Raw genomic sequence first — 22,742 nt, forward strand, 5'->3', positions numbered from 1 at the left:
AGCCCGTACGCCAAGCCGTCGGACCTGAAAGACCCGTTCGGCCACCCGTTCGGCTACCGCTTCCCCGGTGAACACGGCAGCTTCGACCTGATTTTCTATGGTCAGGACGGCCAGCCAGGTGGCGAAGGGTACAACGCCGACCTGGGCAACTGGGAATAACCCCGCGCATGCCATTGAACAGGCGCGCCTGCGGCTTCACCCTGCTGGAAATGCTGGTGGTGATCGTGCTCATCGGTGTGGCGGCGGGGCTGGTGGGCTATGGCCTGCAGCGCGGCCTGCACAGTGCCGGCGAGCGCAAGGCCGTGGCGCAGATGGTCGAGGCCCTGCGCGCTACCCGCGTGCGGGCCATTGTCACCGGGCAACCGGCGCGCACCCGGTTCGATCTGGCTCAGCGACGCTTCGCAGCACCGGGCACACCGGTGCGTGATTGGCCTGCCGACATGAACGTGCAACTGCACACGGCGGCCGAGTTGGGTTCGTCCTTCGAGTTCTACCCTGACGGCGGCGCCAGCGGTGGCCATCTGTTGCTCAATGACGGCCCCCAGCGCTGGCGCATCGACGTGTCATGGCTGACCGGTGCCGTGCAATTGCAGGCGCTGCGATGAAAGCGCAGCACGGTTTCACCTTGCTGGAAATGCTCGCCGCACTGACCGTGCTGGCGGTGTGCAGTGCCGTGCTGCTGATGGCGTTCGGGCAGGCGGCGCGCTCGCTCAAGCAGGTGCAGGCCAGCGACCGCCTGAGTGCGGCCGCGCGGTCGATTCTTGATGAGCAGGCCGACAGCCCCTTGCAGGCTGGCCGCCGTGACGGCACCTGGGCCGGCAACATTCGCTGGCAGTTGGATATCCGTCAGCTGCCGGTGGCGGCCAACCGCCTGCGGTTGTTCCAGCTCGATCTGAAGGTGAGTGAAGACCACCGCCAGGCGCACGTTGGCACCGTGCGGGTGCTGGGCCCCGAGGCGTTGCAATGACCCAGCAACAGCGCGGTTTCACTCTGTTGGAAATTCTTTTGGTGCTGAGCCTGCTGGGGGTGCTGCTGGCCCTGGTCGGCGGCGCCATTCTGGGGGCCAACCGCGCGGTGGCCAAGGCCGGGCACTACACCGAGCGCCTGGATGAAGTGCGCGCGGCCCAGGATTTTCTGCGCCGCGCCATCGGCCAGGCATTGCCGCTGGACGATGGCCAGCAACGGGTGTTCATCGGCAGTGCCCAAACTATGGCGTTCATGGCGCCGCTGTCGGCCAACCTGGGTGGCGGAATAGTGCTGCACAGCCTGGCGCTGCACGGCCGGCACCTGGATGTGGCGTTGAGCCAGAACGGCCAGCCCTGGGGCGAGCCCCAAGTGCTGTTGCATCAAGTGCGCCGCCTGCAATTCAGTTACCGCGGCTATTCCCCCAAAGGTGAACTCACTGCCTGGCTGGACAACTGGCCCTGGCCAGGGCGCCTGCCGCGCACGGTGCAGATCGCCGCGCAACTGGGCGGCCCGGTGCCCTGGACCACGGAAAGCGTGACCCTGCGGCTGGACCTGTCGACGGTGGCCGGGCAATGAATCAACAGAAAGGCGTGGCCTTGTTGCTGGTGCTGTGGGTGCTGGCGCTGCTGAGCATTCTGCTGGCTGGCCTGGCGGGGTGGGTGCAGCTGGAAAGTCGCCAGGCCTTGTGGCAACGCCAGCACACCGAGGCGCTGCTGGCGGCCGAGGCGGGGGTCAACCTGGCGGTGGTGAGCCTCACCGACCCGGCGCAGAAACGCGCCTGGGCCGCCGATGGTGGCCCCCATGCGCTGGCGTTCGAGCGGGCACGGGTGCAGGTAAGCGTGGTCAGCGAACGCGGCAAGCTCGACCTCAACGCAGCCAGTGCCGAGGACTTTGCCCGTCTGGTGCAGGCCTGCGGGGGAGCGGCCCGGGCTCGCGGCCTGGCAGAAGCCCTGGACCAGCGCCGGGGCAACGGCCAGCCGCCGTTGCGAGTCATTGAGGAACTGCGCCAACTGCCCGGCATGAACCAGGCGCTGTTCGCCTGCACCGTGCCGCAGGTGACCCTGTGGAGCGGCCAGGAACGTCCCGACCCGGCGTTCACCTCGCCCTGGCTGCGCCGGGTATTTGCCCTGCCGAACCTGAACATCACCGGTGGTGATCCCGGTCCCATCCTGACCCTGACCAGTGTGGCGCAGTTGCCTGGCGGCTTCAGCGCAACCCTGGCGGTCACCCTGCTACTCAACCCGTCCACGGAGGGGGCCCGACCGTATCGGGTCCTGCATTGGCAAGAATGAACCTGAATACACTCCACGCCCAAGGGCGCGCCGCGTTGCACCGGCACTGGCATGCCAGCCCGGCGCAGCGCCTGTGGCACGCCTGGCGCGATGAACTGCTGGGCCTGCTGCCCGAGCGCTGGCGCCAGCGGCTGACCGGCCGCATGCCATTGCAGGTGCTGCACTGGCCGCTGGACGAGCCGGCAGACCCCACGCCAGCACGGGTGCTGGTATTGCCGCGCAGCGAGGTGCTGGTACAGACCTTGACCTTGCCCCTGGCCGCCGCCCGTGACCTGCAAAACGTGCTGGGGTTCGAGCTGGACAAATACACCCCGTACCGTGCCGACCAGGTGAGCTTTTGCGCCCAGGTACTGGGGCAGGGTGGCAGCACCCTCAAGGTGCGGCTGGTGGTTATTTTACGCCAGCGTCTGGAACAGATCCTGGCCGAATGCGCCGGTTTCACCCTGCTGGGCGTGGACGTGCGTGACGGCGAGCGCTTGGGCGTCAACCTGTTGCCCGAGGCGTTGCGCCCGAAGCGTGAGCGCGGCGGGCGCCTGAATCGCGGCCTGCTGCTGGCCTGTGCCGGCTTGCTGTTGACGCTGATGGTGCTGTGGCTGCAATCACGCGATGCGTTGCTGATTGAGATGCAGGCCCAGGTGCGCCAGCAACAGGCGCAGATCGGTCAGTTGCAACAGGTGCGCGACACCCTGGCCAACACCCAGGGCGCGGCGCACTACCTGATTGCGCGCAAGGCGGCGCAACCGGCGCTGGCCAGCCTGATCGCCGATCTCAGCCATTGTCTGCCCGACGGCACGTGGCTGGAGGAACTGGAAGTGGACGACGGCGGCCAGGTTACGCTGGCTGGCCAAAGTACCCAGGCCAGCGCCCTGATCGGTCAATTGAAGCAATGCCACAGCCTGGACGACCCGCAATTCCAGGGCGTGATCCAGCCCGACGGCGAGACCGGCAAAGACCGCTTCAGCCTGCGTGCCCACCTGCATCAGGAGGCCAGCCATGCGTCGAGCGCTGAATGAACGCGAGCGCCGCGGCGCCGCACTGATTGCCCTGGCGCTGGTAGTGGCCGGCCTGTATTGGCTGTTGGTGCAAAGCTGGTTCGCTGGCCCGTTGAGTGACGTGAATGCGCAGATTGGGCAACTGCGTGAGCAGCAGCAACGCTATGCCGGGCAGTTGGCCCAGCGGCCCGCGCTGGACCAGCAACTGGCCGATGCTCGCCAGGACCCGGCCAGCAGCACCAGCCTGCTGCCCGGCGGCGACCCCAGCGCGGTGGCGGCCGACCTGATGCAGCGCATTGCCGACCTGATCAAGGCCAACGGTAACCAGGGTGCCGGCTGCGCGCTCACCCAGCGCATGCCCATCACCCCCGAGCAGGACAGCGCCCAGCCGTACCGGCAAATCAAGGTCAGCCTGACCCTGGAGTGCGGTATCGAGCCGTTGATGACGGTGCTGCACACCCTGGAGTTTCATCGCCCTTTCCTGTTTGTCGACAGCCTCAGTGTGCGGCGTGGCAACAGCGCGCCGGCCGCCGGTGGCGCCGGGCGGCTGACCGTGCACCTGCTGGTGCGCGGTTACCTGGCCAAGGCCGCCCCAGCCCAGGAGGCGCCATGAAGCCTGCCTTGAGCCCCGTGCGTGGCGGCCTGCTGCTAGTGGCGGCTGTCCTGTTAGCCGCCGTGGTGGCGGTGGCCAGTGGTGCCGGCAGTGCGCCGCAGTGGTTGCCCGCCCCCCGGCCCGGCCGGTGCCGGTGTCGCGCGCCGCCACGCCCGAGCTGCCAGATGTCAGCCTGGCAAGCCTGGCCCAAGCCTGGCAAAAGCCGCTGTTCAGCCCCACCCGCAGCCCCGACCAGGGTGCCCAGGGGCCCAGCGCCGACCTGGCCGGCCTGGTGCTGACCGGCGTGGTGGTAAACGCCGACCTCAAGATGGCCCTGCTGCGTGACGGCAGCGGCCACAGCTTGCGCGTGCATCAGGGCCAGGCCATGGCCAATGGCTGGACCCTGCAACAGCTTTCCCCCCTGGAGGCGCAATTCACCTACCAGGGCCAAACCCGCAGCCTGCGCTTGCCGGCGCCGCGTCTTCCAGCCCCTTCACGCGCGGCCATGCTCACGCTGCCGCCGGTAACTGCACCATGAAATCCTTCATTCCTGGAGTCACCCCGTTGCGCACCCCCTTGCTTTGCCTGGCCACGGCCGTCGCCCTCGGCGGCTGTGCGACCACGCCCGACCACCGTTTCCAGAATGACCCCGGCCTGATGCGCGAAGGCCTCAACGGCACCGGTGACCAACGCCAGCCCGTGGCCGATAGCACGCCAGTGCTGTCAGCGGCCAGCAATGGCCCGGTGGCGCCGAAACGGCAAATCATCAGCGGTAACCAGCGCTTCGTCCGCCCGCCCGCGGTAGGCAAGCCTTCGGCCGACGATCAGGGCAGCGGCGACATTGTCTTCAACTTCACCAACCAGCCCATCGAGGCGGTGATCAACACGGTGATGGGCGACCTGCTGCACGAGAACTACAGCATCGCCCAGGGCGTGCACGGCGATGTCAGCTTTTCCACCTCCAAGCCGGTGAACAAGAAAGAGGCGCTGTCGATCCTGGAAACCCTGTTGTCCTGGACCGACAACGCCATGATCCGCCAGGGCAACCGTTACGTGATCTTGCCCGCCACCCAGGCAGTGGCCGGCAAACTGGTACCGGAAATGACCGTGTCACAGCCCTCCGATGGCTTGTCGGCGCGGTTGTACCCGCTCAAGTACATCTCGGCCACCGAGATGCAGAAACTGCTCAAACCGTTCGCTCGTGACAACGCCTTCCTGCTGGTGGACCCGTCGCGTAACGTGTTGAGCATGGCCGGCACCCCGCAGGAGCTGGCCAACTACCAGGACACCATCGACACTTTCGACGTCGACTGGCTCAAGGGCATGTCCATTGGCGTCTACGGCCTGCAGCGCGCCTCGGTGGCGGAGTTGATGCCGCAGTTGCAGAAAATGTTTGGCCCCGACAGCGGCATGCCCCTGGCCGGCATGGTCAAATTCCTGCCCAACGAACGCACTAACTCGGTGGTGGCCATTTCCGCGCAGCCGCAATACCTGAGTGAGGTGGGCGACTGGATCAAGACCATCGACGAAGGCGGCGGCAACGAGCCGCAGATGTACGTGTACGACGTGCGCAACATGAAGGCTACGGACCTGGCCAAGTACCTGCGGCAGATCTACGGCAATGGCCAGATCAAGGACGACAGCGCCGCCAAGGTCGCACCCGGCCTGCGCACCACCACTTTGTCTTCGCTCAATGGCAGCAACAGTTCGGGCATCGGCAGTACCGGCACCGGCACCACCAGCCTGACTAGCAGCACCCAGGGCTTGAGCGGCGGCACCTCGCTGAACAACAATACCCAGCAGAACGCCGATGACGACGGCGAAGACGATCAGCAGGACGACGGCACCGGCGCTGACGCCAGCGCAGGTACCGGGCAGAAAAAGAGCCTGGACGACAGCACGCGCATCACCGCGCAGAAGGCCAGCAATCAGTTGTTGGTGCGCACCCGTCCTGCCCAGTGGAAGGAAATCGAGTCGGCCATCAAGCGCCTCGACAACCCGCCCATGCAGGTGCAGATCGAGACGCGCATTCTCGAGGTCACGCTCAGTGGCGAGCTGGACCTGGGCGTGCAGTGGTACCTGGGCAAACTGGCCGGCAATTCGTCGAGCACCACGGTGGCCAACACCAAGGGTAGCCAAGGTGCGCTGGGCAGTGGCGGGGCAGGGCTGGGGTCCACGGACACGGCGTTCTATTCCTTCGTCAGCAGCAATTTCCAGGTAGCCTTGCATGCCCTTGAGACTAACGGCCGCACCCAGGTGCTGTCGGCGCCGTCGCTGGTGGTGATGAACAACCAGCAGGCGCAGATCCAGGTGGGCGACAACATCCCCATCAGCCAGACCACTGTCAACACCAGCACCTCGGACACCACGCTGAGCAGTGTCGAATACGTGCAGACTGGCGTGATTCTCGACGTCACTCCGCGCATCAACCCGGGTGGCCTTGTGTACTTGGACGTGCAGCAGCAGGTGAGCGACGCCGACACCAGCAGTGAAACCACCACCCAGACCAACCCGAACATTTCTACCCGCTCGGTTTCTACTCAGGTGGCTGTGCAGAGCGGCCAGACGGTATTGTTGGGCGGCCTGATCAAACAGGACAACAGCGAGACCGCCTCAAGCGTGCCTTACCTGGGCCGCATCCCCGGCCTTCGCTGGTTGTTCGGCAGCACCACCAAGTCCAAGGACCGCACTGAGCTGCTGGTACTGATCACCCCACGTGTGGTGACCAGCAACAGCCAGGCACGGCAAGTGACCGACGACTATCGCCAGCAGATGCAGCTGCTCAAACCCTGAAGCCCCGGTGACGCGGCTTGCGCCGCTGCTACGGCGGCGGTGTGATCATCCGCTGCACCTTGTGCACCAGGTCGCTGATCTGGAACGGTTTGATGACCATGTCCATGCCCTGGCCCAGAAAGTCCTGGCGGCTGACGGCGCTTTCGGCGTAGCCGGTCATGAACAGTACCGGCAGCTCGGCGCGGTAGCCCCGGGCGACGTCGGCCAGGTCGCGGCCGCTCATGTGCGGCAAGCCTACGTCGGTCAGCAGCAGGTCGATGCTGGAATCGTTTTCCAGCAACGCCACGGCATGCTGCACGTCGTCGGCCTGGGTGCAGCGGTAGCCGTTATCCACCAGCACTTCGGTGACGAACAGGCGTACCGCAAGCATGTCCTCGACAATCAGAATGTGCTCGCCATTGCCCGGCCGCGATGGTTGCAGCGGCGTGCTGTCCTGGATGTCCACGTTCACCCCGGCCGGCAACAGCAGGCTCACTTCGGTACCGTGGCCCACCACACTGCGGATGCGCGCGTCACCGCCCGACTGGCGGGCGAAGCCGTAGATGGTCGACAATCCCAGGCCAGTGCCTTGGCCAAGCGGCTTGGTGGTGAAGAACGGGTCGAAAACCTTGCCGATCACCCCATGGTCAATGCCCACGCCATCGTCCTGAACGCTGAGCACCACGTAATTGCCGTCAGCCAGCTTGACGTCACCATGGGAGTGGGCGGCGAAGGTACTGACGCGGATATGCCCGCCAGTGGGTAACGCGTCGCGGGCGTTGATCACCAGGTTGAGCACCGCGCTTTCCAGCTGGATAGGGTCCACCAGGGCGATGGCCGCCTTGCTGGTCAGGTCCAGCGTCAGCTGGATGTGTTCGCCGATGGTGCGGCGCAACAGGTCTTCCAGCGACAGGATGTGCTCGTTGACGTCTGTGGGGCGGGTATCCAGGGGCTGCTGGCGGGCGAACGCCAGCAACCGATGGGTCAGGGCCGCGGCACTGGTGGCCGACCCCAGCGCAGCGTCGGTGTAGCGTAGCACGGCATCGCTACGGCCTTCGCTGATGCGTTTGCGGATCAGCTCAAGGCCCGTGATGATGCCGGTCAGCAGGTTGTTGAAGTCGTGAGCGATACCCCCGGTCAGCTTGCCCAGGGCGTCCATCTTCTGTGCCTGCAACAACTGCGCTTCAGTGCGTGCGCGCTCGGCCACTTCACGGGCTAACTGATCGTTGGCGCTGTCCAGTTGCTGGCGGTGAGAACGCTCGCGCTGGCGGTGCTCGGTCACATCCTCGATGAACACCAGGCTGTGCCCCGGCGTGCGGTAGGGCGTGATCTGCCATTCGGTCTCGCGCACCTGGCCGTCCACCAGCATGTTCAGGGTGCCGCGCCAGCGCTCACCGATGGCCAGGCGTATGCGCAGTTCGGTGAGCACGCCGTCCTGCTCGGCAGCAAAGCAGCCCAGTACATGTTCGCCGCTGCGGTTGCCCTGGATCAGTTCGCTGAAGGCCTGGTTGCACTCCACCACGTTCAGGCTTGCGTCCATCACGGCAATGGGCGCGGCGATGTTGACGAAAATCTCGCGGAAACGCGCCTCGCTCTCGCGCAACGCATGTTCGGTGTCACGCACTCGCAACAGGGTGCGCAGGGTGGCCAGCAGCACGTCCGGGTCTACGGGGTGAATCAGGTAGGCGTCGGCGCCGTTGTCCAGGCCGGTGATGATGTCGCCGGTCTGGATCGAGGCGGCCGACACGTGGATCACCGGCAGCAAGGCGGTGCGTGGCTCGGCACGCAACTGCCGGACAATGTCGAAACCGCTCATGTCCGGCAGGTTCACGTCCAGGATCAGTGCATCGAAGGTGTGCTCGGCAATCAGCGCCAGGCCATCGGTGCCGGTGCCGGCCTCCAGTATGCGATAGCCATGGCGCTCGAGGCGTCGGCGCAGGGCGTAGCGCGTGGCTGCGTTGTCGTCGACGATCAGCAGGCAGGTGTCAGCCTTCATCGGCAGTGTCCTGGGCCATGGCCAGTGGAATGATCACATAGAACGTGGAACCGACGCCTGGCTCGCTGAGCACACCGACACGGCCGCCCAGCAGCGCCGCGAACCGCTTGCACAGCGACAGCCCCAGGCCCGTGCCGCGCAGGCGTTTCTGCAGCGGCGAGTCGATCTGGCTGAAGTCTTCGAACAGCGTGTCGTGCAGCTCCGCGGGGATCCCTATGCCCGTATCGCTGACAGCGAAGCGCACCTCGTGGTCGTTTTCCAGGCGGGCCGAAACCCGCACGTGGCCGCGCTGGGTGAATTTCAACGAGTTGGAAATGAAGTTGCGCAGGATCTGCGCCAGCTTCTTGTCGTCGCCGTACAACCGGGGCAGGCCCACCGGTTCTTCGAATATCAGGTCCACGGCGGTGGCGTCGACGATTGGGCGGAACATGCCGCGCAGGGCCGAGAACAGGTCGAACATGTCGAACCAGGCTGGGGAAATGGTGATACGCCCAGCCTCGATTTTGGCCAAGTCGAGCAGGTCGTCCACCATGTCGCTGAGTTCGCGCGCCGCGCCGCTGACGAAGGCCACCTGCTTGTGCTGCTCGGGGCTGAGCGGGCCGTCCAGTTCATCGCTGAGCAGGCTGGCGATGCTCAGGATCGAGCCCAGCGGGGTGCGGAATTCGTGGCTCATGTACGACAGAAAGCGGCTTTTCAGGTCTGAGGCCTGGCGCAATTGCTCGGCCTGGTTGTCCAGCTCGGCGTACAGCGCCAACACGCCCTGGTTGGTTTCTTCCAGTTCCACGCGCAAGGCCTCTGCTTCACTTTCCAGCTGTGCGATGTGGGAGGCGTGGGCGCCGTCAGGCATGGCGGGTAAGTCAGGCATGGGGCAACTCCAGGTGTATGACCAGCACGGTCACGTCGTCGCGGCCGCGGCAAAAGTCGCGGTGCAGCACGCTGGCAATGACGGCTGGGTGGCGGAAAATCAGGCCTGGGTAATCGTGCAGGTTCCAGCGCGATTGCAGGCCGTCGCTATACAGAATCAGGCAATTTCCGCTGACCTGAGCATAGTCGAAGCTCTGTGCCTTGCGAAACTGGCCGCCGACAATGCCCGGGTGCGAGGCCAAGCCGCGCCCGCGCTCGGGGCTCAACAGGCTGCCGCCGATGTTGCCGATGCCGATGAACTGCAGGCAGTCGGCGGCGGCATCGAATTGCGCGATGGCCACCGCGCCGCCGCGGCTGCCGATCATCGCCCGGTGCAGGTCATCCAGCAGCAGCGCCGGGCTGGCGAAGGGCGCCAGGGCAAAGGCCTGCACCCCGGCGCGGGCGGCCTGCTCGGCATGTTCGCCGTGGCCCAGGCCGTCGATCATCAACGCGCTGATGCCGGCGTCGGTAATGCTCACATAAAAGGCGTCGCCGCAGGCCGGGTCGTTGTGCAGCGAGTGCTGGGTAACGCCCACGGCCAGATCCGGGGCCTTGTCGCCACGTCTGAAAAACCGTGCCAGCACCACGGCGCCACGGCTGTCGGCGTGCACATCGAACACTTCGGCCATGCGGCTAATGGCCCCCAGGCCAATGCCCTGGGTGCCACCCGTGGAATAGCCGTCGGCCAGGCAGGCGTGCACGTCGAAGCCCTGGCCGCGGTCCACGGCAATGGCTTCCATACCTTGGCCGTCGGGGCGCGGCAGCGGGCGCAGGTGCAGCTCGCCATGGCTGGCGTGCTTGAGAATGTTGCTGCACAGCTCGGTGACCACCAGGGCCACGCGGCCGGCGTCGGCTTCATCAAAGCCCAACTGCTCGGCAAGTTTTTGCGCGGTGCGCCGCGCATGGCCAATCTGACTGCTGTCCTCGATCAACAGCACCTGAGTGATCGAGCTTGGGAAAGTCACGTCCATCGTGTGATCGTTACCCGGGTGCCTGCGCCCGGGGCAGTGTCCAGTTCGAAGTCGTTGACCAGGCGTTTGGCCCCCGTCAGGCCAAGCCCCAGCCCGCCACCGGAGGTCCAGCCATCGGTCATGGCCAGCTTGAGATCGGGAATGCCCGGGCCTTCGTCGCGGAAGGTAATGCGCAGGCCGGTACGGCCATGTTCTTCGATGATCTGCCAGTCCATGTCGCCACCGCCGCCGTAGACCATGGTGTTACGTGCCAGCTCGCTGACGGCCGTGACCATCTTGGTCAGGTCAATCAGGCGCATGCCGCAGTCCTGGGCCAGTTTGCGTGCGGTCTGGCGGGCCAACACCACGTCCTGCTCGATGCGTACCGGTTGGGTGCCGCTTGAGGCCACGGTCATTGTTGAGCCACTCGTTCGCGCAGCAGTTTCATGCCACGCTCCACATTGAGGGCGGTGCTGACCCCGGGCAGGGTCAGGCCCAGTTCCACCAGGGTGATGGCCACGGCCGGCTGCATGCCCACCAGTACCGTCTCGGCGTCCATGATGCGCGACAGGCCAGAGATAGTGCCAATCATGCGGCCGATGAACGAGTCGACGATGTCCAGCGCCGAGATGTCGATCAGCACGCCGCGTGCCGAGGTGCGGCTGATGCGTTCGGACAGGTCGTCTTGCAGGGTCAGGGCCAACTGGTCATGCATGTCGACCTGAATAGTCACCAGCAGAAAGCCGCCCATTTGCAGAATCGGGATGCGCTCCATGGGCTCATACCGCCTTGCTGACGGTCATGCCCAGGCGGCGCAGGGCCAGGGCCAGGGCGTCGGCAAGGTTAGCCTTGGTTACCACGCCTTGCAGGTCCAGGCCAAGGTGCACGATGGTTTGCGCGATTTGCGGGCGCACGCCGCTGATGATGCAATCGGCGCCCATCAGGCGGATGGCGGTGACGGTCTTGAGCAGGTGCTGGGCCACCAGGGTGTCCACAGTGGGCACGCCGGTGATGTCGATAATGGCGATTTCCGAGCCAGTGTCGACGATGCGCTGCAGCAAGGACTCCATCACCACCTGGGTGCGCTGGGAGTCCAGGGTGCCGATCATGGGCAGCGCCAGCACGCCTTCCCACAGCTTCACCACCGGGGTAGACAGTTCCAGCAGTTCTTCCTGCTGGCGCTTGATCACCGCTTCGCGGGACTTCTGGAAGGTGCGGATAGTGTGCATGCCCAGGCCGTCGAGCAGCTCGGACACTTCCCAGAGCTGCTCGGCGAGGGTGGCCGGGCTGTCTTCGTATTCACGTTGCAGCAGGGTGAACAGCGGGCTTTTCAGGGAGAAAATGAACCCGGCTGTCTGCTGCGAGTCCTGGCCGGCCATGGCGCGGCTGTGGGACAGCTTTTCGAGGAATTGCCGGGCGGCGTCCCAGTTGCTGCTGCCCAGGTTCCTGGAGTCGCCGTTTTGCGAGCCGTTGACTATCAGGGTCAGGAATTCACCGGCTTGTTGGCGAACGTCGTCGTCCTTGAGGTTGCGCGTGGCGCCGCTGGCTTCCAGGTCGCGGAACCACTGGCTGCGCAGTTCGCCGTGGGCCTTGTTCAGTGCGTCTAGCGTGCGTTGCTGCAGTGCTGCCATGTCCATGTGCTCCTGAATGGTTTTTTCTTATCGGTGCGGTGTGTGGTCGTTGCACTGATTATTAGTCCAAGAGTGACAGTTTCGGAGGGAATTAGTTGTGGTGCGCTGAAATATTTTGCGGGGTGGGGCGGTGGCAACCTTCGACAGCTCTATATCGCCCCCCCTGTAGCTGCCGTCAGGCTGCGAAGGCGCGCGCAGCGTGCCCGCGATCGACATGGCGCCGGCGAAGGCCCTGCGGACCTTTTCGCAGCCTGGCGGCAGCTCGGGGGCGCTCCGTAGCAAGCTGCCGAAGGCTGTGTCAGGGGCTAGGCCGCCGGGGCGGCCGGCTGTTGCATGATCACCATCTGCGCCGGCATCGGTGCCGGGAAGCCGGCGTCGCCCAGGGCGTCCTTGATGGTGCGGTTGGTGTCGAAATACACTTGCCAGTAGTGCTCGTTATGGCAGTACGGGCGCACCGCCAGCACCGGGCCTACCAGGTTGAACTCCAGTATCTCGACGTCCACCGCAGGCTCGGCCAGCACATTGGGCAGCGCGGCGATGTGCTGCTTGAGCAGCGCCGCAGCCGCCTTCCAGTCGGCACTGCCGGCCAGCTGCGCCTTGAGCTCCACGCGACGGAAGGGGTTATGGGTGAAGTTCTGGATGTTGTCGGTGAAGATCTTGTTATTGCCCACCAGGGTGAGCACGTTGTCGGGGGTGTTGATGCCGGTGGCAAACAGGCCGATCTCGGTCACCGTGCCGGTTACGCCGCCTGCGCAGATGAAGTCGCCGACCTTGAACGGCCGCAGCACAATAATGAAAGCACCAGCAGCCAGGTTGGCCAGCAGCCCTGACCACGCCAGGCCGATGGCCAGGCCCACAGCGGCCAACAGCGCGGCAAAGGTAGTGGTCTGCATGCCCAGGTAACCGAGAATGCCAATCACCAGAATGATGTTCAGCGTTACCGTGATGGCCGAGCCCACATAGCGCAACACCGTGGGGTCGACTTTCTGTCGGCCCAGGGACTTTTGTACCAGTCCGACCGCAAAGCCGATCATCCAGCGGCCCACAATCCAGAAAGCAATTGCACAGAGAATCTTGACTGCGAAAGCGGCGCCATACTGCTGCACCAAGGCGATGAGCGCATCGAATTTCGCGGTTGTCACGTTGACAATGGTTGCGTCCATGATCGGACTCGCACATGAGGGGGTGGATTGAAGACGCTAGCACAGCGCGGCAAGCTCGCCCGTCCTGTTGACCAGCCGCTTCAACTCACTGATTTGGCAATGAAAATATTTGCACAGAAAGACGCCAGGCCGCAGCGACCCTGGCGCGTTACGGGGCCTTGAATCAAAGCCAGATCAACCGCAACGTCAAAAGCCAACGTCGCCAGGCGCGCGGCCTGATGCTGGCCATTCGTGAGGGCCATAAAAAGCCCGGCTCACAGGAGCCGGGCGATTTTGTGTGGCATCAACCGTTTCAGGCCAGTTCAGACTTGATCATGGCGATCTTGGTGTTGATGTCTTCCTTGGCAACCTCAGCTTTCTGCTTGGTCAGGTCCGCCACTTTCTTGTCGACATCGGCCTGCTGCTCCGGCGTCATGGCGTCGTACTCGTCCTGAGTGACACCGGTCAGTTGCTCACGGGCCTTTTGCGCATCGCTCTGGCTCATGTAATCGGTGAACTGCTGGCTGGCAGAGCTGGTGCTGCTGGTGCTTCCCGACAGGTCCGATGCGGCAATCGCCACGCTGGCCGAGTTGGCCTGCGAGTCCTGGGTGGCCGCAGTGGTCACTTGCGCGCCGCTGTTGTCCGCAGCCGCCACGGCCGACGCCACCGACGAGGTCGCCGCCTGGGTGGCGGTGGTGTCGTCGACGTCGTTGGCCATCGCCGCCTTCAAATTGACCATCATCTTGGCGAACGCTTCGTCGTAGCTGGAGCTGTCGCTGCTGGACGCCGACGAATCGGTGCTGCTCGACGTTGCCGCAACCGGCGTGGCCGAGGTCGCAACGGTGGTGTACTGATCCGGCTGCTGCGACGTCAGCGAAGTGACGGCCGGCGTGGTAGTTGTCGTCGTGTGACGGATGGTACTGTTGTTGATGAACATCCTTCACCTCCTGTGGTGTGTAGGTGGTGGCTTGATACAGCAAGATGAGTGCCAAGGGCGTGGAAAGATGGTTTTGCCCAGTAAAAACGGGCTTCTGGCATTTTTTGCCGGGGCTGACGGCTGGCGAAAGCGGCAGAACCTCGCCGCGGGTAGCCAGCCATTGCCGCTGTTGTCCCTCGCTGGGGGCGGCTATCCGATGCTCAGTTGCACCATGCCCCATACCACTGTCGTCACGACGCTGATCCAATACCACGGTGTGGGGGATAGATGTCCTGATAAAAAAGTTGCCAGCGACCGGCACACGCCAAAGCCCAGCAGTGTAATGACCAAGTAAGCATTGGTCAGGAGCGGTTCACTGCTGGACACGTTTTTCGAATGCCTGCCGCATGGATTCCAGGATGTCAGGAGTTGCAGGCGCGGTAGCGCGGGCGGCGCTCGATCAAGCACGCGAAAAAAAACTTTCGCCTCACACCCCAGGCCGATCAATAACGATTATTACACCCAAGGAAATAGTGATTTACGAAAACCAAACCTGATTTTTCTTGCACCAATCGCCCATTCCTATACGCTCGCGACACTCTGCCGCACCTGTTTGTGCGCCAGTTGGCTGGAAGCCACCTCGGAACCCAAGGATGACCTGCCCGGAAACCGCCGTGCAGGTTTTTTTTGGTCTGCTTCTGAAACCGGTTTCAGTCGATAAAAACAGAGCCATTATGCCGCCGTGGCCGTGCACCGCCTGACCAGGAATATACCCATGCAAACCCTTGAACCCGATCCATCGCAAACCGCCTCGTGGCATGCGCCGCTCAAGCGCCGCACGGTGTTGACGGCCTTTGCCGTGGCCGCCGTCCAGGCGGGCCTGGCCAGTACCCTGGGCTGGTCGCCGCTGGCCCTGGCCGATGGCCCGGATGTGGATGCACAAGGCTTTTTCACGGTGTCCCAGGTGCTGACCGGCTACGACGACCTCGACCCGCTGATTGCCGGCCGCATCGCCCGCGCGCTCATTGCCCAGCAGCCGACCATGACCGCGTCGCTGGCCAACCTGAGCAAGCTGGCCGCGCTGCCCGCCAACCGTGACAGCGCCGAAGCGCTGCTGGCCGCAGCCAAGGCGATCATTGAAGGCGACGCCGCGTTGGCCGTGGTGGCCGCCTGGTTCAAGGGCACCGTGGGCCATGGCCAGAGCGCAGTGCTGATTACTTATAAGGATGCATTGATGTACCGCCCTGTCAGTGATGGATTGATCGTGCCTACTTACTGCGGCAACGGCCCGCTGTGGTGGACAGCCCCCGTTCCCGATGCCAGTGCATCCATCTACGGCCCAAGGAATGCAGCATGAGAAAGCCAGTATTTGACGCCAATGGCGACGTGACTGCCGACGTGGTGGTGGTGGGTTCGGGCGTGGCGGGCGCATTGATCGCCAATCAGCTGGTGGCCGAAGGGCACTCGGTGCTGATCCTCGAAGCCGGCTTGCGCATTCAGCGCGCCCAGGCAGTGGAGAACTGGCGCAACATGCCGTTCGACAACCGCATCGGTTCGGACTTCCAGGGCCTGTATCCGCAAGCGGAGCACGCGCCGGCGCCTCTGTACTTCCCGAAGAACAACTATGTGGGCCTCAGCGGCCCGAGCGGCAGCAGCTTCCAGCAAGGCTACCTGCGCACCTTGGGCGGCACCACTTGGCACTGGGCAGCGTCGTGCTGGCGCCACCTGCCGGTGGACCTGCGCATGCAGTCCGAATACGGCGTGGGCCGCGACTGGCCCATCAGCTATGACGAACTGGAACCCTATTACTGCCGCGCCGAGGAAGCCATGGGCGTGGCTGGCCCCAGTGACCCGGACATGCAGAGCCCGCGCGAGCGCAGCCAACCATACCCCATGGACATGGTGCCCTGGGGCTACGGCGACAAGCGTTTTGCCGAAGTGGTGAACGCCCACGGCTACAAGCACATCCCCATTCCCCAGGGCCGCAGTACGCGCCCCTGGAAAGGCCGGCCGACCTGCTGTGGCAACAACAACTGCCAGCCGATCTGCCCGATTGGCGCTATGTACAACGCCATCCACACCATTGAGGAAGCCGAGCGCAACGGCGCCCTGGCGCTGACCGAGGCGGTGGTCTACAAGATCGACACCGACGAGGGCAACCGCGTCACCGCGGTGCACTGGCTGAGCGCCGACGGCAAGTCGCACAAGGCCAGCGGCACGGTCTTCGCCCTGGCCTGTAACGCCCTGGAAACCCCGCGCCTGCTGCTGCTGGCGGCTAACGAGCGCAACCCCCATGGCATTGCAAACTCCTCCGACCAGGTGGGGCGCAACATGATGGACCACTCCGGTTTCCACTGTTCGTTCATTGCCAACGAGCCGCTGTGGATCGGCCGTGGCCCGGCCCAGAGCAGCTGCATCGTGGGCCCGCGTGATGGCGAGTTCCGCTCCAAATACTCGGCCAACAAGATGATCCTCAACAACATCACCCAGGTTGCCAAGGCCACCGAACAAGCCTTGGCCATGGGCCTGGTGGGCAAGGCGCTGGAAGCCGAGATCCGCCGCCGCTCCACCCACGGCGTGGACCTGTCCATCAGCCTGGAGCCGTTGCCGGACCCCAACAACCGCCTGACCCTGAGCACCACTCGCAAGGATCCGCACGGCCTGGCTTGCCCGGACATCTACTACGACGTGGGCGACTACGTGCGCAAAGGCGCCGAAGCGGCCCACGCACAGCTTGAGCACATTGGCAGCCTGTTCGGCGCCACCGAGTTCAACATCACCACCAGCCTCAACGCCAACAACCACATCATGGGTGGCACCATCATGGGCAAGGACCCGCGGGATTCTGTAGTGAACGGCGACTGCCGTACGCACGACCATGCCAACCTTTGGTTGCCGGGCGGCGGCGCCATGGCTTCGGCCAGCGTCGTCAACACCACCTTGACCATGGCGGCGCTGGCGATCAAGGCCGCCGACGACATGAGCAAAGCACTGGCGCGGGGTTAAGCACATGACCTTTCCCCTGAAAGCCCACCTGCTGGTGGCGATGCTGGCGGCCAGTGGCCTGGCCCATGCCGAAGAAACGGTGCCAGCCCCGGCCGTGACTCCGGTGGGCGGCGTGCTGTCGCAAGAAGAGCAGGGCCGCCGCCTGGCGGTGGCCGGCGACTGCATGGCGTGCCACACCGTGCCCGACAGCGGCAAGTCATTTGCCGGTGGTTATGCGATCAACTCGCCATTCGGCTCGATCTATTCGACCAACATCACCCCGTCGAAAACCGCCGGTATCGGCCACTACACCGAGGCGCAGTTCGCCCACGCCGTGCGTGACGGCGTGCGCGCCGATGGCAGCTACCTGTACCCGGCCATGCCGTACACCTCGTACGTGCACCTGAGCGACAGTGACGTGGCGGCCCTGTACGCCTACTTCATGCACTCGGTGGCACCGGTGGACACACCGGCGCCGACCACGGCGTTGAACTTCCCCTTCAACATCCGCCTGTCCATGGCCGGCTGGAACCTGCTGTTCCTCGACAGCCGCAGTGCCACGGCGGCGCCGTTGCCGGCCCCGGAACTGGTGCGTGGCGAGTACCTGACCAACACCCTGGAACACTGCGGCGCCTGCCACACCCCGCGTAATCCGCTGATGGCGGAGATCAAGGACAAGGCCCTGTCGGGCGGCATGGTGGGGCCGTGGTTTGCGCCCAACATCACCTCCGACAAGGTCAGCGGCATTGGTGGCTGGACGGACGAAGAGCTGGTGCAGTACTTGCGCACCGGTCACGCCGAAGGCAAGAACCAGGCTGCCGGCGGCATGGCCGAAGCCGTGCAGAACAGCCTGCAGTTCCTGCCCGACAGTGACCTGAAAGCCATCGCCCTGTACCTGAAAAGCACCGTGCCGGTACGCAGCGAGGGCGAAACACGCCCCGCCTACGACTTCGGTGCCAAGCACAGCGGTGAAGACCAGGTACGCGGCATGGCGCCGTCCAACGCCCATGACAGCCTGCACTCGGGCGCCGAACTGTACAGTGGCTATTGCGCCAGCTGCCACCAGCCGGGTGGGCAGGGCAGTGCCAACCAGGCCTACCCGTCGTTGTTCCATAACACCGCCACCGGCATGGCCAACTCGGCCAACCTGATCTCGGCGATCCTCTATGGTGTGGACCGCCAGGAAGGCGGGCATCACGTATTGATGCCGCGGTTTGACGAGGTCAGCTACGTGGCGCAGTTGAACGACCAGCAGGTCGCCGACATTGCCAACTACGTGCTGCGCAACTTCGGCAATGCCTCCCATGAGATCAGCGCCCATGACGTGATGGTTGCGCGCCAGGGTGGCGAGAAGCCGCTGTTGGCGGTGGTACAGCCGTACATCATCCCGGCGATGGGGGTGGGGGTGTTGCTGGTGTTGGGCCTGCTGGCCTTGTGGCTGCGCCGCCGTCGCCGGTAACGCGGTATCTGGTGTGGGAGCGGGCTCTGCCCGCGAAAAGAGCGGCGCAGCATGTCAGATATACCGTGGCGTTGCGTTCGCGGGCAGAGCCCGCTCCCACAGGTGTCCTGTATGATTGCGCAAGCCATTCGGGACGAAGGATTTATGCCGTGGACTACTTCGCCGCACTCACCGCCTTCGTCGAAGCCGCCGACGGCAACAACTTCAGCCGCGCCGCCGAACGCCTGAATATCAAGGCCTCGACGGTGTCGCGCTACATCAAGGAACTGGAGCAGGACCTGGGCATTGCCCTGTTCAACCGCTCCACTCGCACCCTGCACCTCACCGAGGGCGGGCAGACCTTCCTGCATCACGCCCGCCGGGTGCTTGCCGAACTGGAACAGGCGCGGGCGGCCACCTCGGCGCTCAATCAGCAGCCGCGTGGCCTGCTCAAGGTCAGCGTGCCGCCGGCGTTCTCCCGTCATCATGTGCTGCCCTGGCTGGGCGACTTCCTGCAGCGTTATCCGGATATTCGCGTTGAACTGGTGCTGGACGAGGCGCGAGTCAACCTGATCGACGCCGGTATGGACCTGGCCATCCGCATCGGCACCTTGCCCGACTCCGGGCTCAAGGCGCGCAAGATCGCCGATCAGCAATGGGTGCTGTGCGTGGGTGGGGATTTTGCTGCGCGCCATGTCAAGCCTTCCGGGCCTGACAGGCTGATTGATTACCCGGCCATCCTGGCCAGCGCGCAGGGCGATGAACTGATGCTGCGCCAAGGCGAGCGCGAGCGGGCGGTCACGCTCAAAGGTGCGCTGCGCCTCAATGACCTCGACGCCCAACGCCTGGCCGCCGAGCAGGGCCTGGGCATGGCCTTGCTGCCGTTGTGGTTGGCGGCCGAGGGTTTGCGTGCTGGCCGCCTGCAACGCTGGTTACCGGACTGGCAAGTGCCCGCCGGCGAGGCGGCCTTGTGGTTCGTGTACCCGCCCAAGCGCATCGTCTCATCGAAGGTGCGCAGCTTTATCGACTTCATGCTCGAGCGCATCGGCACACCGCCTTACTGGCTCAGCTGAAGCGGATGTCCAGGGCGCGCAGGTAGGTTTGCAGGCCGGCGTCCTGGATCGGGATCAGGTACGCCTCGCGGCCGGACTCGTTGTAGTGCGCGTGCCAATACCCCGGCGGGGTGACGAACGCCAGCCCCGGGGTCCAGTCCACCCGCGTGGGGTTGCGGATCTGGCCGCTGTCGTCCAGTTCGGTGCCCACCAAGGTGTAGCAGCCTTCAGGGGCGTCGATGATGAAGTCCAGGGCAATGGACTGGTGGCGATGGGGTTTCTGCACAGAGCCCGGCGGCAGTATCCCGTACATCGCCCATAGCACGTGGGTTACCGTGCGGGTTTGCGGGAAGTGGCGGTTGCCCAGCAGGATGCTGATGCGGCTGCGGTCCTGGGCGCGCGGGTCATCGGCGGCGTCGCGCAGTTTGGTGTTGGCCACCTCGGCCGGGTACAGCGTGGCGCCGAAACGGTCCTCGCTGGGTGTGACGCCCAGGTAGCGCAGCAGCGGTTCGTCATGCACGTAGTAGAAACGGCTGTCTTCGCTGGCGCTCAGCTCGGTGGCGTGCAGGCCGGGCAGGGCGATGAAGCAGCCCCTGGTCCAATTGAATTGCTGTTCACCCTGGCGCAAGCCGCCGGCACCGGTAATCACGTACAGCACTTGCGAGGTGGCCTTGGGGGCCAGTTGCAGGGTGTCGCCGGCGTTCAGGCGGATGAAGTTGGCGCACAGCCCGGGGCCGGTGGCGGGGCCTTGGCAACCCAGGGTTTGGCTGAGGTCCAGGGGCACTACCCGCGACGGGCCATCGGCGCACAGGGCGGCGGGAAAGCTATGGTAAGGGATGCGGCTGATCAGGTTGGCGCTGATGGGGTTGGCGGCCTTGCTGTATTCGAAGTACTCGGCGTCCAGGGTGGCATCGGGTTTCACGGCGCTGTTCATGGCGGGTGGCTCTTGTTGTGGGCGATGGGGCCACTATACGAACGGCGCGCTCCGGGATTAACTGCCCGGGCGGCATAGCAGTTGTGCGAAAAAGGGCATTTGACCGCGTAGGGATGGGGGCGGGCTCTACCCGCGAAGGCCGCACTGCGGTGTACCTGAACCAACGCGGCGTCTTCTTCGCGGGTAGAACCCGCTCCCACGGCATAAATTGTCCGAAAACCCTCGGCGGGAGTCGGTTGCGCCCATTCCGGTCTGCGTTCGCGCCTTGCACACTGCGCACACATTCTCCAAGGAGCATCGCCATGAACCACATGTGCATCGAAGCCGCCGGCCGCGCCGCTGCCGACCGGATCAAAACTCCAGCGGCCGCGTCCGGGCGATACACGGTACGCGGTGTCAGGCCTTCCACGCCGACTGGCGAATTACGTCGCAGAAGTTGCCGCGCACGAACGCCGGGTCTTTGCTGGCCAGCACGTCAGCCTTGACGTTGCCGAAGGTGGTCTGGGGCTTGTGTTTGATGCCGTCGTAGAACGCCTGGATGATGTCTTCCTTGAACTGTGCGCTGCGCGGGTAGGCGCTGACGATGGCGTCACGTTCGGCGTCGCTGTACAGCGGGTAGGTCAGGCCCAGCACGTCCATCTCTACGCCGGCGGTCACCAGCGCCACCACCGGGTGCATGTGCTCGGGGATGCCCGGGGTGGTGTGCAGGGCGATGGCGGTCCACACCGTGTCGATGTCGTGCTGGTTGATGTGGTGGCCCTTGAGGAAATCACGCGCAGCGTTGGCACCATCGACTTCAAAACGCTGGCAGGCGCTGCTGCATTTATGGGTCAGGCCCATGTCATGGAACATGCAGCCGGCGTACAGCAGCTCGGCGTCGAACTTCAGCCCGCGCTTGTGGCCGGCCAGCGCGCCGAAGTGGTACACGCGGCTTGAGTGGTTGAACAACAGCTCGGATTCGGTATCGCGCACCAGCTCGGTGATTTCCCGGGCCATGGCAGTGTCGGGAATGCGGATGTCATCAAGGGAGAAGGTCATGGTGAAAGTCTCTGCGAGTGGGGGTGAGCCCAGTATCCCGTCGTCGGCTTTTGTCCTCAATTGGCGTAACACGTCATATACTGCCATTTTCCTCCTGTGGCGGACATGCCCATGACCCTTGTACGCACCATCGCCGTGGTGGCTTTGCCCAACGTGCAAATGCTCGACGTCAGCGGCCCGCTGGACGTGTTTGCCGAAGCCAACCGCGAGGCCGGCCACGAGCGCTACAAGCTGATCCTGGTGGGCTGCGCCAGTGGCCCGGTGACCAGTTCGTCGGGCACCCGGCTGTTGCCGGACACCCACATCGGCCAGCCCTTGGCCGCTATCGACACCTTATTGGTGGCCGGCGCACCGAACGCTCCCCAGGCGCTGTTCAGTTCTGCATTACTTGGCTGGCTGCGTGAACATGCGCCCCAGGCGCGGCGTTTCGGTTCGGTGTGTACCGGGGCGTTCGCCCTGGCGGCAGCGGGGTTGCTGGACGGACGCCGGGTGACCACCCACTGGGTTGCGGCCGATGCCTTGGCGCAACGTTACCCGCAGGTGCAGGTGGACGCCGACGCCATCCACGTGCGCGACGGCAAGCTGCGCACGGCGGCGGGCGTGACGGCCGGGCTGGACCTGGCGCTGGCGCTGGTGGAGGAAGACCTGGGCGAAGACCTTGCGCGGCGCGTGGCCAGCCAATTGGTGATGTTCTTCAAGCGCCCCGGCGGGCAGTTGCAGTTCAGCCGCAAGGGCGAGTCGCTGCCGGCCGGGCGCTCGGCGTTGCAGGAGGTGCAGCGCTATGTGGCGGCGCACCCGGGCGACGATCACAGCATCGCCGCGCTGGCCGAGCGCGCCGGCCTCAGCCCGCGGCATTTCGCCCGGCTGTTTCGTCAGGAAGTGGGGGACACGCCAGCCACCTGGGTGGAGCAAGCGCGGGTGCAGGCCGCCCGGGAACGCCTGGAACTGGGCCACGAAACGCCCAAGCAGGTGGCCGCCCACTGTGGTTTCGCCAACGCCGACACCTTGCGCCGCGCATTCAGCAAGGCCATGGGCATAAGCCCCGCCGAGTACCGCAAGCGCTTTGCCTCCAGTGACTGAAGCACCCCCCTGCAATCGGCATGACATCGCCGAAGGTCCATCGTACCTTTTCGCAGCCTGACG

At 64.8% G+C, this 22,742-nt stretch carries 25 protein-coding genes; 15 read left to right on the forward strand and 10 right to left on the reverse strand.

The genetic code is table 11. The features are described 5' to 3' along the window. The 9 genes from PMM47T1_RS11660 to gspD all read left to right on the forward strand — a co-directional run. Positions 1-159, forward strand: a 159-nt coding sequence (locus tag PMM47T1_RS11660; protein ID WP_008368846.1) for a type II secretion system protein GspG, incomplete at its 5' end; no start/stop codon positions are given. Between the two features lie 8 nt (positions 160-167). Beyond that, on the forward strand, positions 168-605 hold the full coding sequence (locus PMM47T1_RS11665) for a type II secretion system protein (protein ID WP_008368848.1): 438 nt from the start codon (positions 168-170) through the stop codon (positions 603-605). Then, the gene (locus tag PMM47T1_RS11670) at positions 602-967 is read left to right on the forward strand and encodes a type II secretion system protein (RefSeq protein ID WP_008368851.1); all 366 of its coding nucleotides are present in this window, start codon (positions 602-604) and stop codon (positions 965-967) included. Before PMM47T1_RS11665 ends, PMM47T1_RS11670 begins: the two co-directional genes overlap by 4 nt. After that, complete coding sequence (locus tag PMM47T1_RS11675) at positions 964-1,542, forward strand: prepilin-type N-terminal cleavage/methylation domain-containing protein (protein WP_008368852.1); 579 nt, start codon at positions 964-966, stop codon at positions 1,540-1,542. The genes PMM47T1_RS11670 and PMM47T1_RS11675 overlap by 4 nt, the downstream gene beginning before the upstream one ends. Next, positions 1,539-2,258, forward strand: a complete 720-nt coding sequence (locus tag PMM47T1_RS11680; RefSeq protein WP_008368855.1) for a general secretion pathway protein GspK — start codon at positions 1,539-1,541, stop codon at positions 2,256-2,258. The genes PMM47T1_RS11675 and PMM47T1_RS11680 overlap by 4 nt, the downstream gene beginning before the upstream one ends. Beyond that, complete coding sequence (locus PMM47T1_RS11685; protein WP_008368857.1) at positions 2,255-3,271, forward strand: PilN domain-containing protein; 1,017 nt, start codon at positions 2,255-2,257, stop codon at positions 3,269-3,271. The genes PMM47T1_RS11680 and PMM47T1_RS11685 overlap by 4 nt, the downstream gene beginning before the upstream one ends. Next, positions 3,252-3,863 carry a type II secretion system protein GspM gene (gene gspM / locus PMM47T1_RS11690; RefSeq protein ID WP_043300946.1) on the forward strand — a complete coding sequence of 204 codons (612 nt, stop codon included), beginning with the start codon at positions 3,252-3,254 and terminating at the stop codon, positions 3,861-3,863. The genes PMM47T1_RS11685 and gspM overlap by 20 nt, the downstream gene beginning before the upstream one ends. Positions 3,864-3,963: 100 nt before the next feature. Continuing rightward, positions 3,964-4,380, forward strand: coding sequence for a hypothetical protein (locus PMM47T1_RS11695; RefSeq protein ID WP_008368863.1), 417 nt, complete (start codon positions 3,964-3,966; stop codon positions 4,378-4,380). Continuing rightward, entirely contained in the window at positions 4,377-6,635 is a 2,259-nt protein-coding gene (gene gspD, locus PMM47T1_RS11700) for a type II secretion system secretin GspD (protein ID WP_043300934.1), read from the forward strand. Before PMM47T1_RS11695 ends, gspD begins: the two co-directional genes overlap by 4 nt. 28 nt (positions 6,636-6,663) lie before the next feature. Here the strand turns inward: gspD and PMM47T1_RS11705 are convergent, their stop codons facing one another. From PMM47T1_RS11705 to PMM47T1_RS28620, 8 genes are all read right to left on the reverse strand, one after another. Continuing rightward, entirely contained in the window at positions 6,664-8,610 is a 1,947-nt protein-coding gene (locus PMM47T1_RS11705) for a response regulator (RefSeq protein WP_008368867.1), read from the reverse strand. Beyond that, the gene (locus tag PMM47T1_RS11710; RefSeq protein WP_008368868.1) at positions 8,600-9,475 is read right to left on the reverse strand and encodes a sensor histidine kinase; all 876 of its coding nucleotides are present in this window, start codon (positions 9,473-9,475) and stop codon (positions 8,600-8,602) included. Before PMM47T1_RS11710 ends, PMM47T1_RS11705 begins: the two co-directional genes overlap by 11 nt. Next, positions 9,468-10,484, reverse strand: a complete 1,017-nt coding sequence (locus PMM47T1_RS11715) for an ATP-binding protein (protein WP_008368870.1) — start codon at positions 10,482-10,484, stop codon at positions 9,468-9,470. Before PMM47T1_RS11715 ends, PMM47T1_RS11710 begins: the two co-directional genes overlap by 8 nt. Then, positions 10,475-10,879 carry an anti-sigma regulatory factor gene (locus PMM47T1_RS11720; RefSeq protein ID WP_008368872.1) on the reverse strand — a complete coding sequence of 135 codons (405 nt, stop codon included), beginning with the start codon at positions 10,877-10,879 and terminating at the stop codon, positions 10,475-10,477. Before PMM47T1_RS11720 ends, PMM47T1_RS11715 begins: the two co-directional genes overlap by 10 nt. Further along, positions 10,876-11,238, reverse strand: coding sequence for an STAS domain-containing protein (locus PMM47T1_RS11725; RefSeq protein ID WP_008368875.1), 363 nt, complete (start codon positions 11,236-11,238; stop codon positions 10,876-10,878). The genes PMM47T1_RS11720 and PMM47T1_RS11725 overlap by 4 nt, the downstream gene beginning before the upstream one ends. Positions 11,239-11,242: 4 nt before the next feature. Further along, positions 11,243-12,094 (reverse strand): STAS domain-containing protein, encoded by an 852-nt coding sequence (locus PMM47T1_RS11730; RefSeq protein ID WP_008368876.1) that lies wholly within the window; start codon positions 12,092-12,094, stop codon positions 11,243-11,245. Between the two features lie 305 nt (positions 12,095-12,399). After that, positions 12,400-13,260, reverse strand: coding sequence for a mechanosensitive ion channel family protein (locus PMM47T1_RS11735; RefSeq protein ID WP_043300935.1), 861 nt, complete (start codon positions 13,258-13,260; stop codon positions 12,400-12,402). A gap of 289 nt (positions 13,261-13,549) precedes the next feature. Continuing rightward, positions 13,550-14,173, reverse strand: a complete 624-nt coding sequence (locus tag PMM47T1_RS28620) for a hypothetical protein (RefSeq protein ID WP_008368881.1) — start codon at positions 14,171-14,173, stop codon at positions 13,550-13,552. Here PMM47T1_RS28620 and PMM47T1_RS29755 point away from each other — a divergent pair. The 5 genes from PMM47T1_RS29755 (at position 14,166) to PMM47T1_RS11760 (ending at position 19,648) form a co-directional block, all read left to right on the forward strand. Continuing rightward, positions 14,166-14,507, forward strand: coding sequence for a hypothetical protein (locus PMM47T1_RS29755; protein ID WP_157212984.1), 342 nt, complete (start codon positions 14,166-14,168; stop codon positions 14,505-14,507). The genes PMM47T1_RS28620 and PMM47T1_RS29755 overlap by 8 nt on opposite strands. A 420-nt stretch (positions 14,508-14,927) precedes the next feature. After that, positions 14,928-15,509 (forward strand): sugar dehydrogenase complex small subunit, encoded by a 582-nt coding sequence (locus PMM47T1_RS11745; protein WP_008368884.1) that lies wholly within the window; start codon positions 14,928-14,930, stop codon positions 15,507-15,509. Continuing rightward, on the forward strand, positions 15,506-17,158 hold the full coding sequence (locus PMM47T1_RS11750) for a GMC family oxidoreductase (protein WP_008368886.1): 1,653 nt from the start codon (positions 15,506-15,508) through the stop codon (positions 17,156-17,158). Before PMM47T1_RS11745 ends, PMM47T1_RS11750 begins: the two co-directional genes overlap by 4 nt. A gap of 4 nt (positions 17,159-17,162) precedes the next feature. Then, positions 17,163-18,596 carry a c-type cytochrome gene (locus PMM47T1_RS11755; RefSeq protein ID WP_008368889.1) on the forward strand — a complete coding sequence of 478 codons (1,434 nt, stop codon included), beginning with the start codon at positions 17,163-17,165 and terminating at the stop codon, positions 18,594-18,596. Positions 18,597-18,745: 149 nt separating this feature from the next. Further along, positions 18,746-19,648 (forward strand): LysR family transcriptional regulator, encoded by a 903-nt coding sequence (locus PMM47T1_RS11760; RefSeq protein ID WP_008368891.1) that lies wholly within the window; start codon positions 18,746-18,748, stop codon positions 19,646-19,648. Here the strand turns inward: PMM47T1_RS11760 and PMM47T1_RS11765 are convergent. Further along, entirely contained in the window at positions 19,641-20,561 is a 921-nt protein-coding gene (locus tag PMM47T1_RS11765; protein ID WP_008368892.1) for a cupin, read from the reverse strand. The two genes, PMM47T1_RS11760 and PMM47T1_RS11765, sit on opposite strands and share 8 nt — an antisense overlap. Positions 20,562-20,957: 396 nt before the next feature. Continuing rightward, complete coding sequence (locus tag PMM47T1_RS11770) at positions 20,958-21,599, reverse strand: HD domain-containing protein (RefSeq protein ID WP_008368894.1); 642 nt, start codon at positions 21,597-21,599, stop codon at positions 20,958-20,960. Between the two features lie 111 nt (positions 21,600-21,710). Here PMM47T1_RS11770 and PMM47T1_RS11775 point away from each other — a divergent pair, with 111 nt between their 5' ends. Then, positions 21,711-22,679 (forward strand): GlxA family transcriptional regulator, encoded by a 969-nt coding sequence (locus PMM47T1_RS11775; protein WP_008368896.1) that lies wholly within the window; start codon positions 21,711-21,713, stop codon positions 22,677-22,679. The last annotated feature ends 63 nt before the right edge of the window (positions 22,680-22,742 follow it).

It is taken from the genome of Pseudomonas sp. M47T1, assembly GCF_000263855.1.
Taxonomy (GTDB): domain Bacteria; phylum Pseudomonadota; class Gammaproteobacteria; order Pseudomonadales; family Pseudomonadaceae; genus Aquipseudomonas.

What these genes read in the sequence shown, in the direction of transcription:
- PMM47T1_RS11665 (WP_008368848.1), top strand. Translation starts at nt 168, where the DNA reads ATGCCATTGAACAGGCGCGCCTGCGGCTTCACCCTGCTGGAAATGCTG.
- PMM47T1_RS11670 (WP_008368851.1), top strand. Translation starts at nt 602, where the DNA reads ATGAAAGCGCAGCACGGTTTCACCTTGCTGGAAATGCTCGCCGCACTG.
- PMM47T1_RS11675 (WP_008368852.1), top strand. Translation starts at nt 964, where the DNA reads ATGACCCAGCAACAGCGCGGTTTCACTCTGTTGGAAATTCTTTTGGTG.
- PMM47T1_RS11680 (WP_008368855.1), top strand. Translation starts at nt 1,539, where the DNA reads ATGAATCAACAGAAAGGCGTGGCCTTGTTGCTGGTGCTGTGGGTGCTG.
- PMM47T1_RS11685 (WP_008368857.1), top strand. Translation starts at nt 2,255, where the DNA reads ATGAACCTGAATACACTCCACGCCCAAGGGCGCGCCGCGTTGCACCGG.
- gspM (WP_043300946.1), top strand. Translation starts at nt 3,252, where the DNA reads ATGCGTCGAGCGCTGAATGAACGCGAGCGCCGCGGCGCCGCACTGATT.
- gspD (WP_043300934.1), top strand. Translation starts at nt 4,377, where the DNA reads ATGAAATCCTTCATTCCTGGAGTCACCCCGTTGCGCACCCCCTTGCTT.
- PMM47T1_RS11705 (WP_008368867.1), bottom strand. Translation starts at nt 8,610, where the DNA reads ATGAAGGCTGACACCTGCCTGCTGATCGTCGACGACAACGCAGCCACG.
- PMM47T1_RS11710 (WP_008368868.1), bottom strand. Translation starts at nt 9,475, where the DNA reads ATGCCTGACTTACCCGCCATGCCTGACGGCGCCCACGCCTCCCACATC.
- PMM47T1_RS11715 (WP_008368870.1), bottom strand. Translation starts at nt 10,484, where the DNA reads ATGGACGTGACTTTCCCAAGCTCGATCACTCAGGTGCTGTTGATCGAG.
- PMM47T1_RS11720 (WP_008368872.1), bottom strand. Translation starts at nt 10,879, where the DNA reads ATGACCGTGGCCTCAAGCGGCACCCAACCGGTACGCATCGAGCAGGAC.
- PMM47T1_RS11725 (WP_008368875.1), bottom strand. Translation starts at nt 11,238, where the DNA reads ATGGAGCGCATCCCGATTCTGCAAATGGGCGGCTTTCTGCTGGTGACT.
- PMM47T1_RS11730 (WP_008368876.1), bottom strand. Translation starts at nt 12,094, where the DNA reads ATGGCAGCACTGCAGCAACGCACGCTAGACGCACTGAACAAGGCCCAC.
- PMM47T1_RS29755 (WP_157212984.1), top strand. Translation starts at nt 14,166, where the DNA reads ATGAACATCCTTCACCTCCTGTGGTGTGTAGGTGGTGGCTTGATACAG.
- PMM47T1_RS28620 (WP_008368881.1), bottom strand. Translation starts at nt 14,173, where the DNA reads ATGTTCATCAACAACAGTACCATCCGTCACACGACGACAACTACCACG.
- PMM47T1_RS11745 (WP_008368884.1), top strand. Translation starts at nt 14,928, where the DNA reads ATGCAAACCCTTGAACCCGATCCATCGCAAACCGCCTCGTGGCATGCG.
- PMM47T1_RS11750 (WP_008368886.1), top strand. Translation starts at nt 15,506, where the DNA reads ATGAGAAAGCCAGTATTTGACGCCAATGGCGACGTGACTGCCGACGTG.
- PMM47T1_RS11755 (WP_008368889.1), top strand. Translation starts at nt 17,163, where the DNA reads ATGACCTTTCCCCTGAAAGCCCACCTGCTGGTGGCGATGCTGGCGGCC.
- PMM47T1_RS11765 (WP_008368892.1), bottom strand. Translation starts at nt 20,561, where the DNA reads ATGAACAGCGCCGTGAAACCCGATGCCACCCTGGACGCCGAGTACTTC.
- PMM47T1_RS11770 (WP_008368894.1), bottom strand. Translation starts at nt 21,599, where the DNA reads ATGACCTTCTCCCTTGATGACATCCGCATTCCCGACACTGCCATGGCC.
- PMM47T1_RS11775 (WP_008368896.1), top strand. Translation starts at nt 21,711, where the DNA reads ATGACCCTTGTACGCACCATCGCCGTGGTGGCTTTGCCCAACGTGCAA.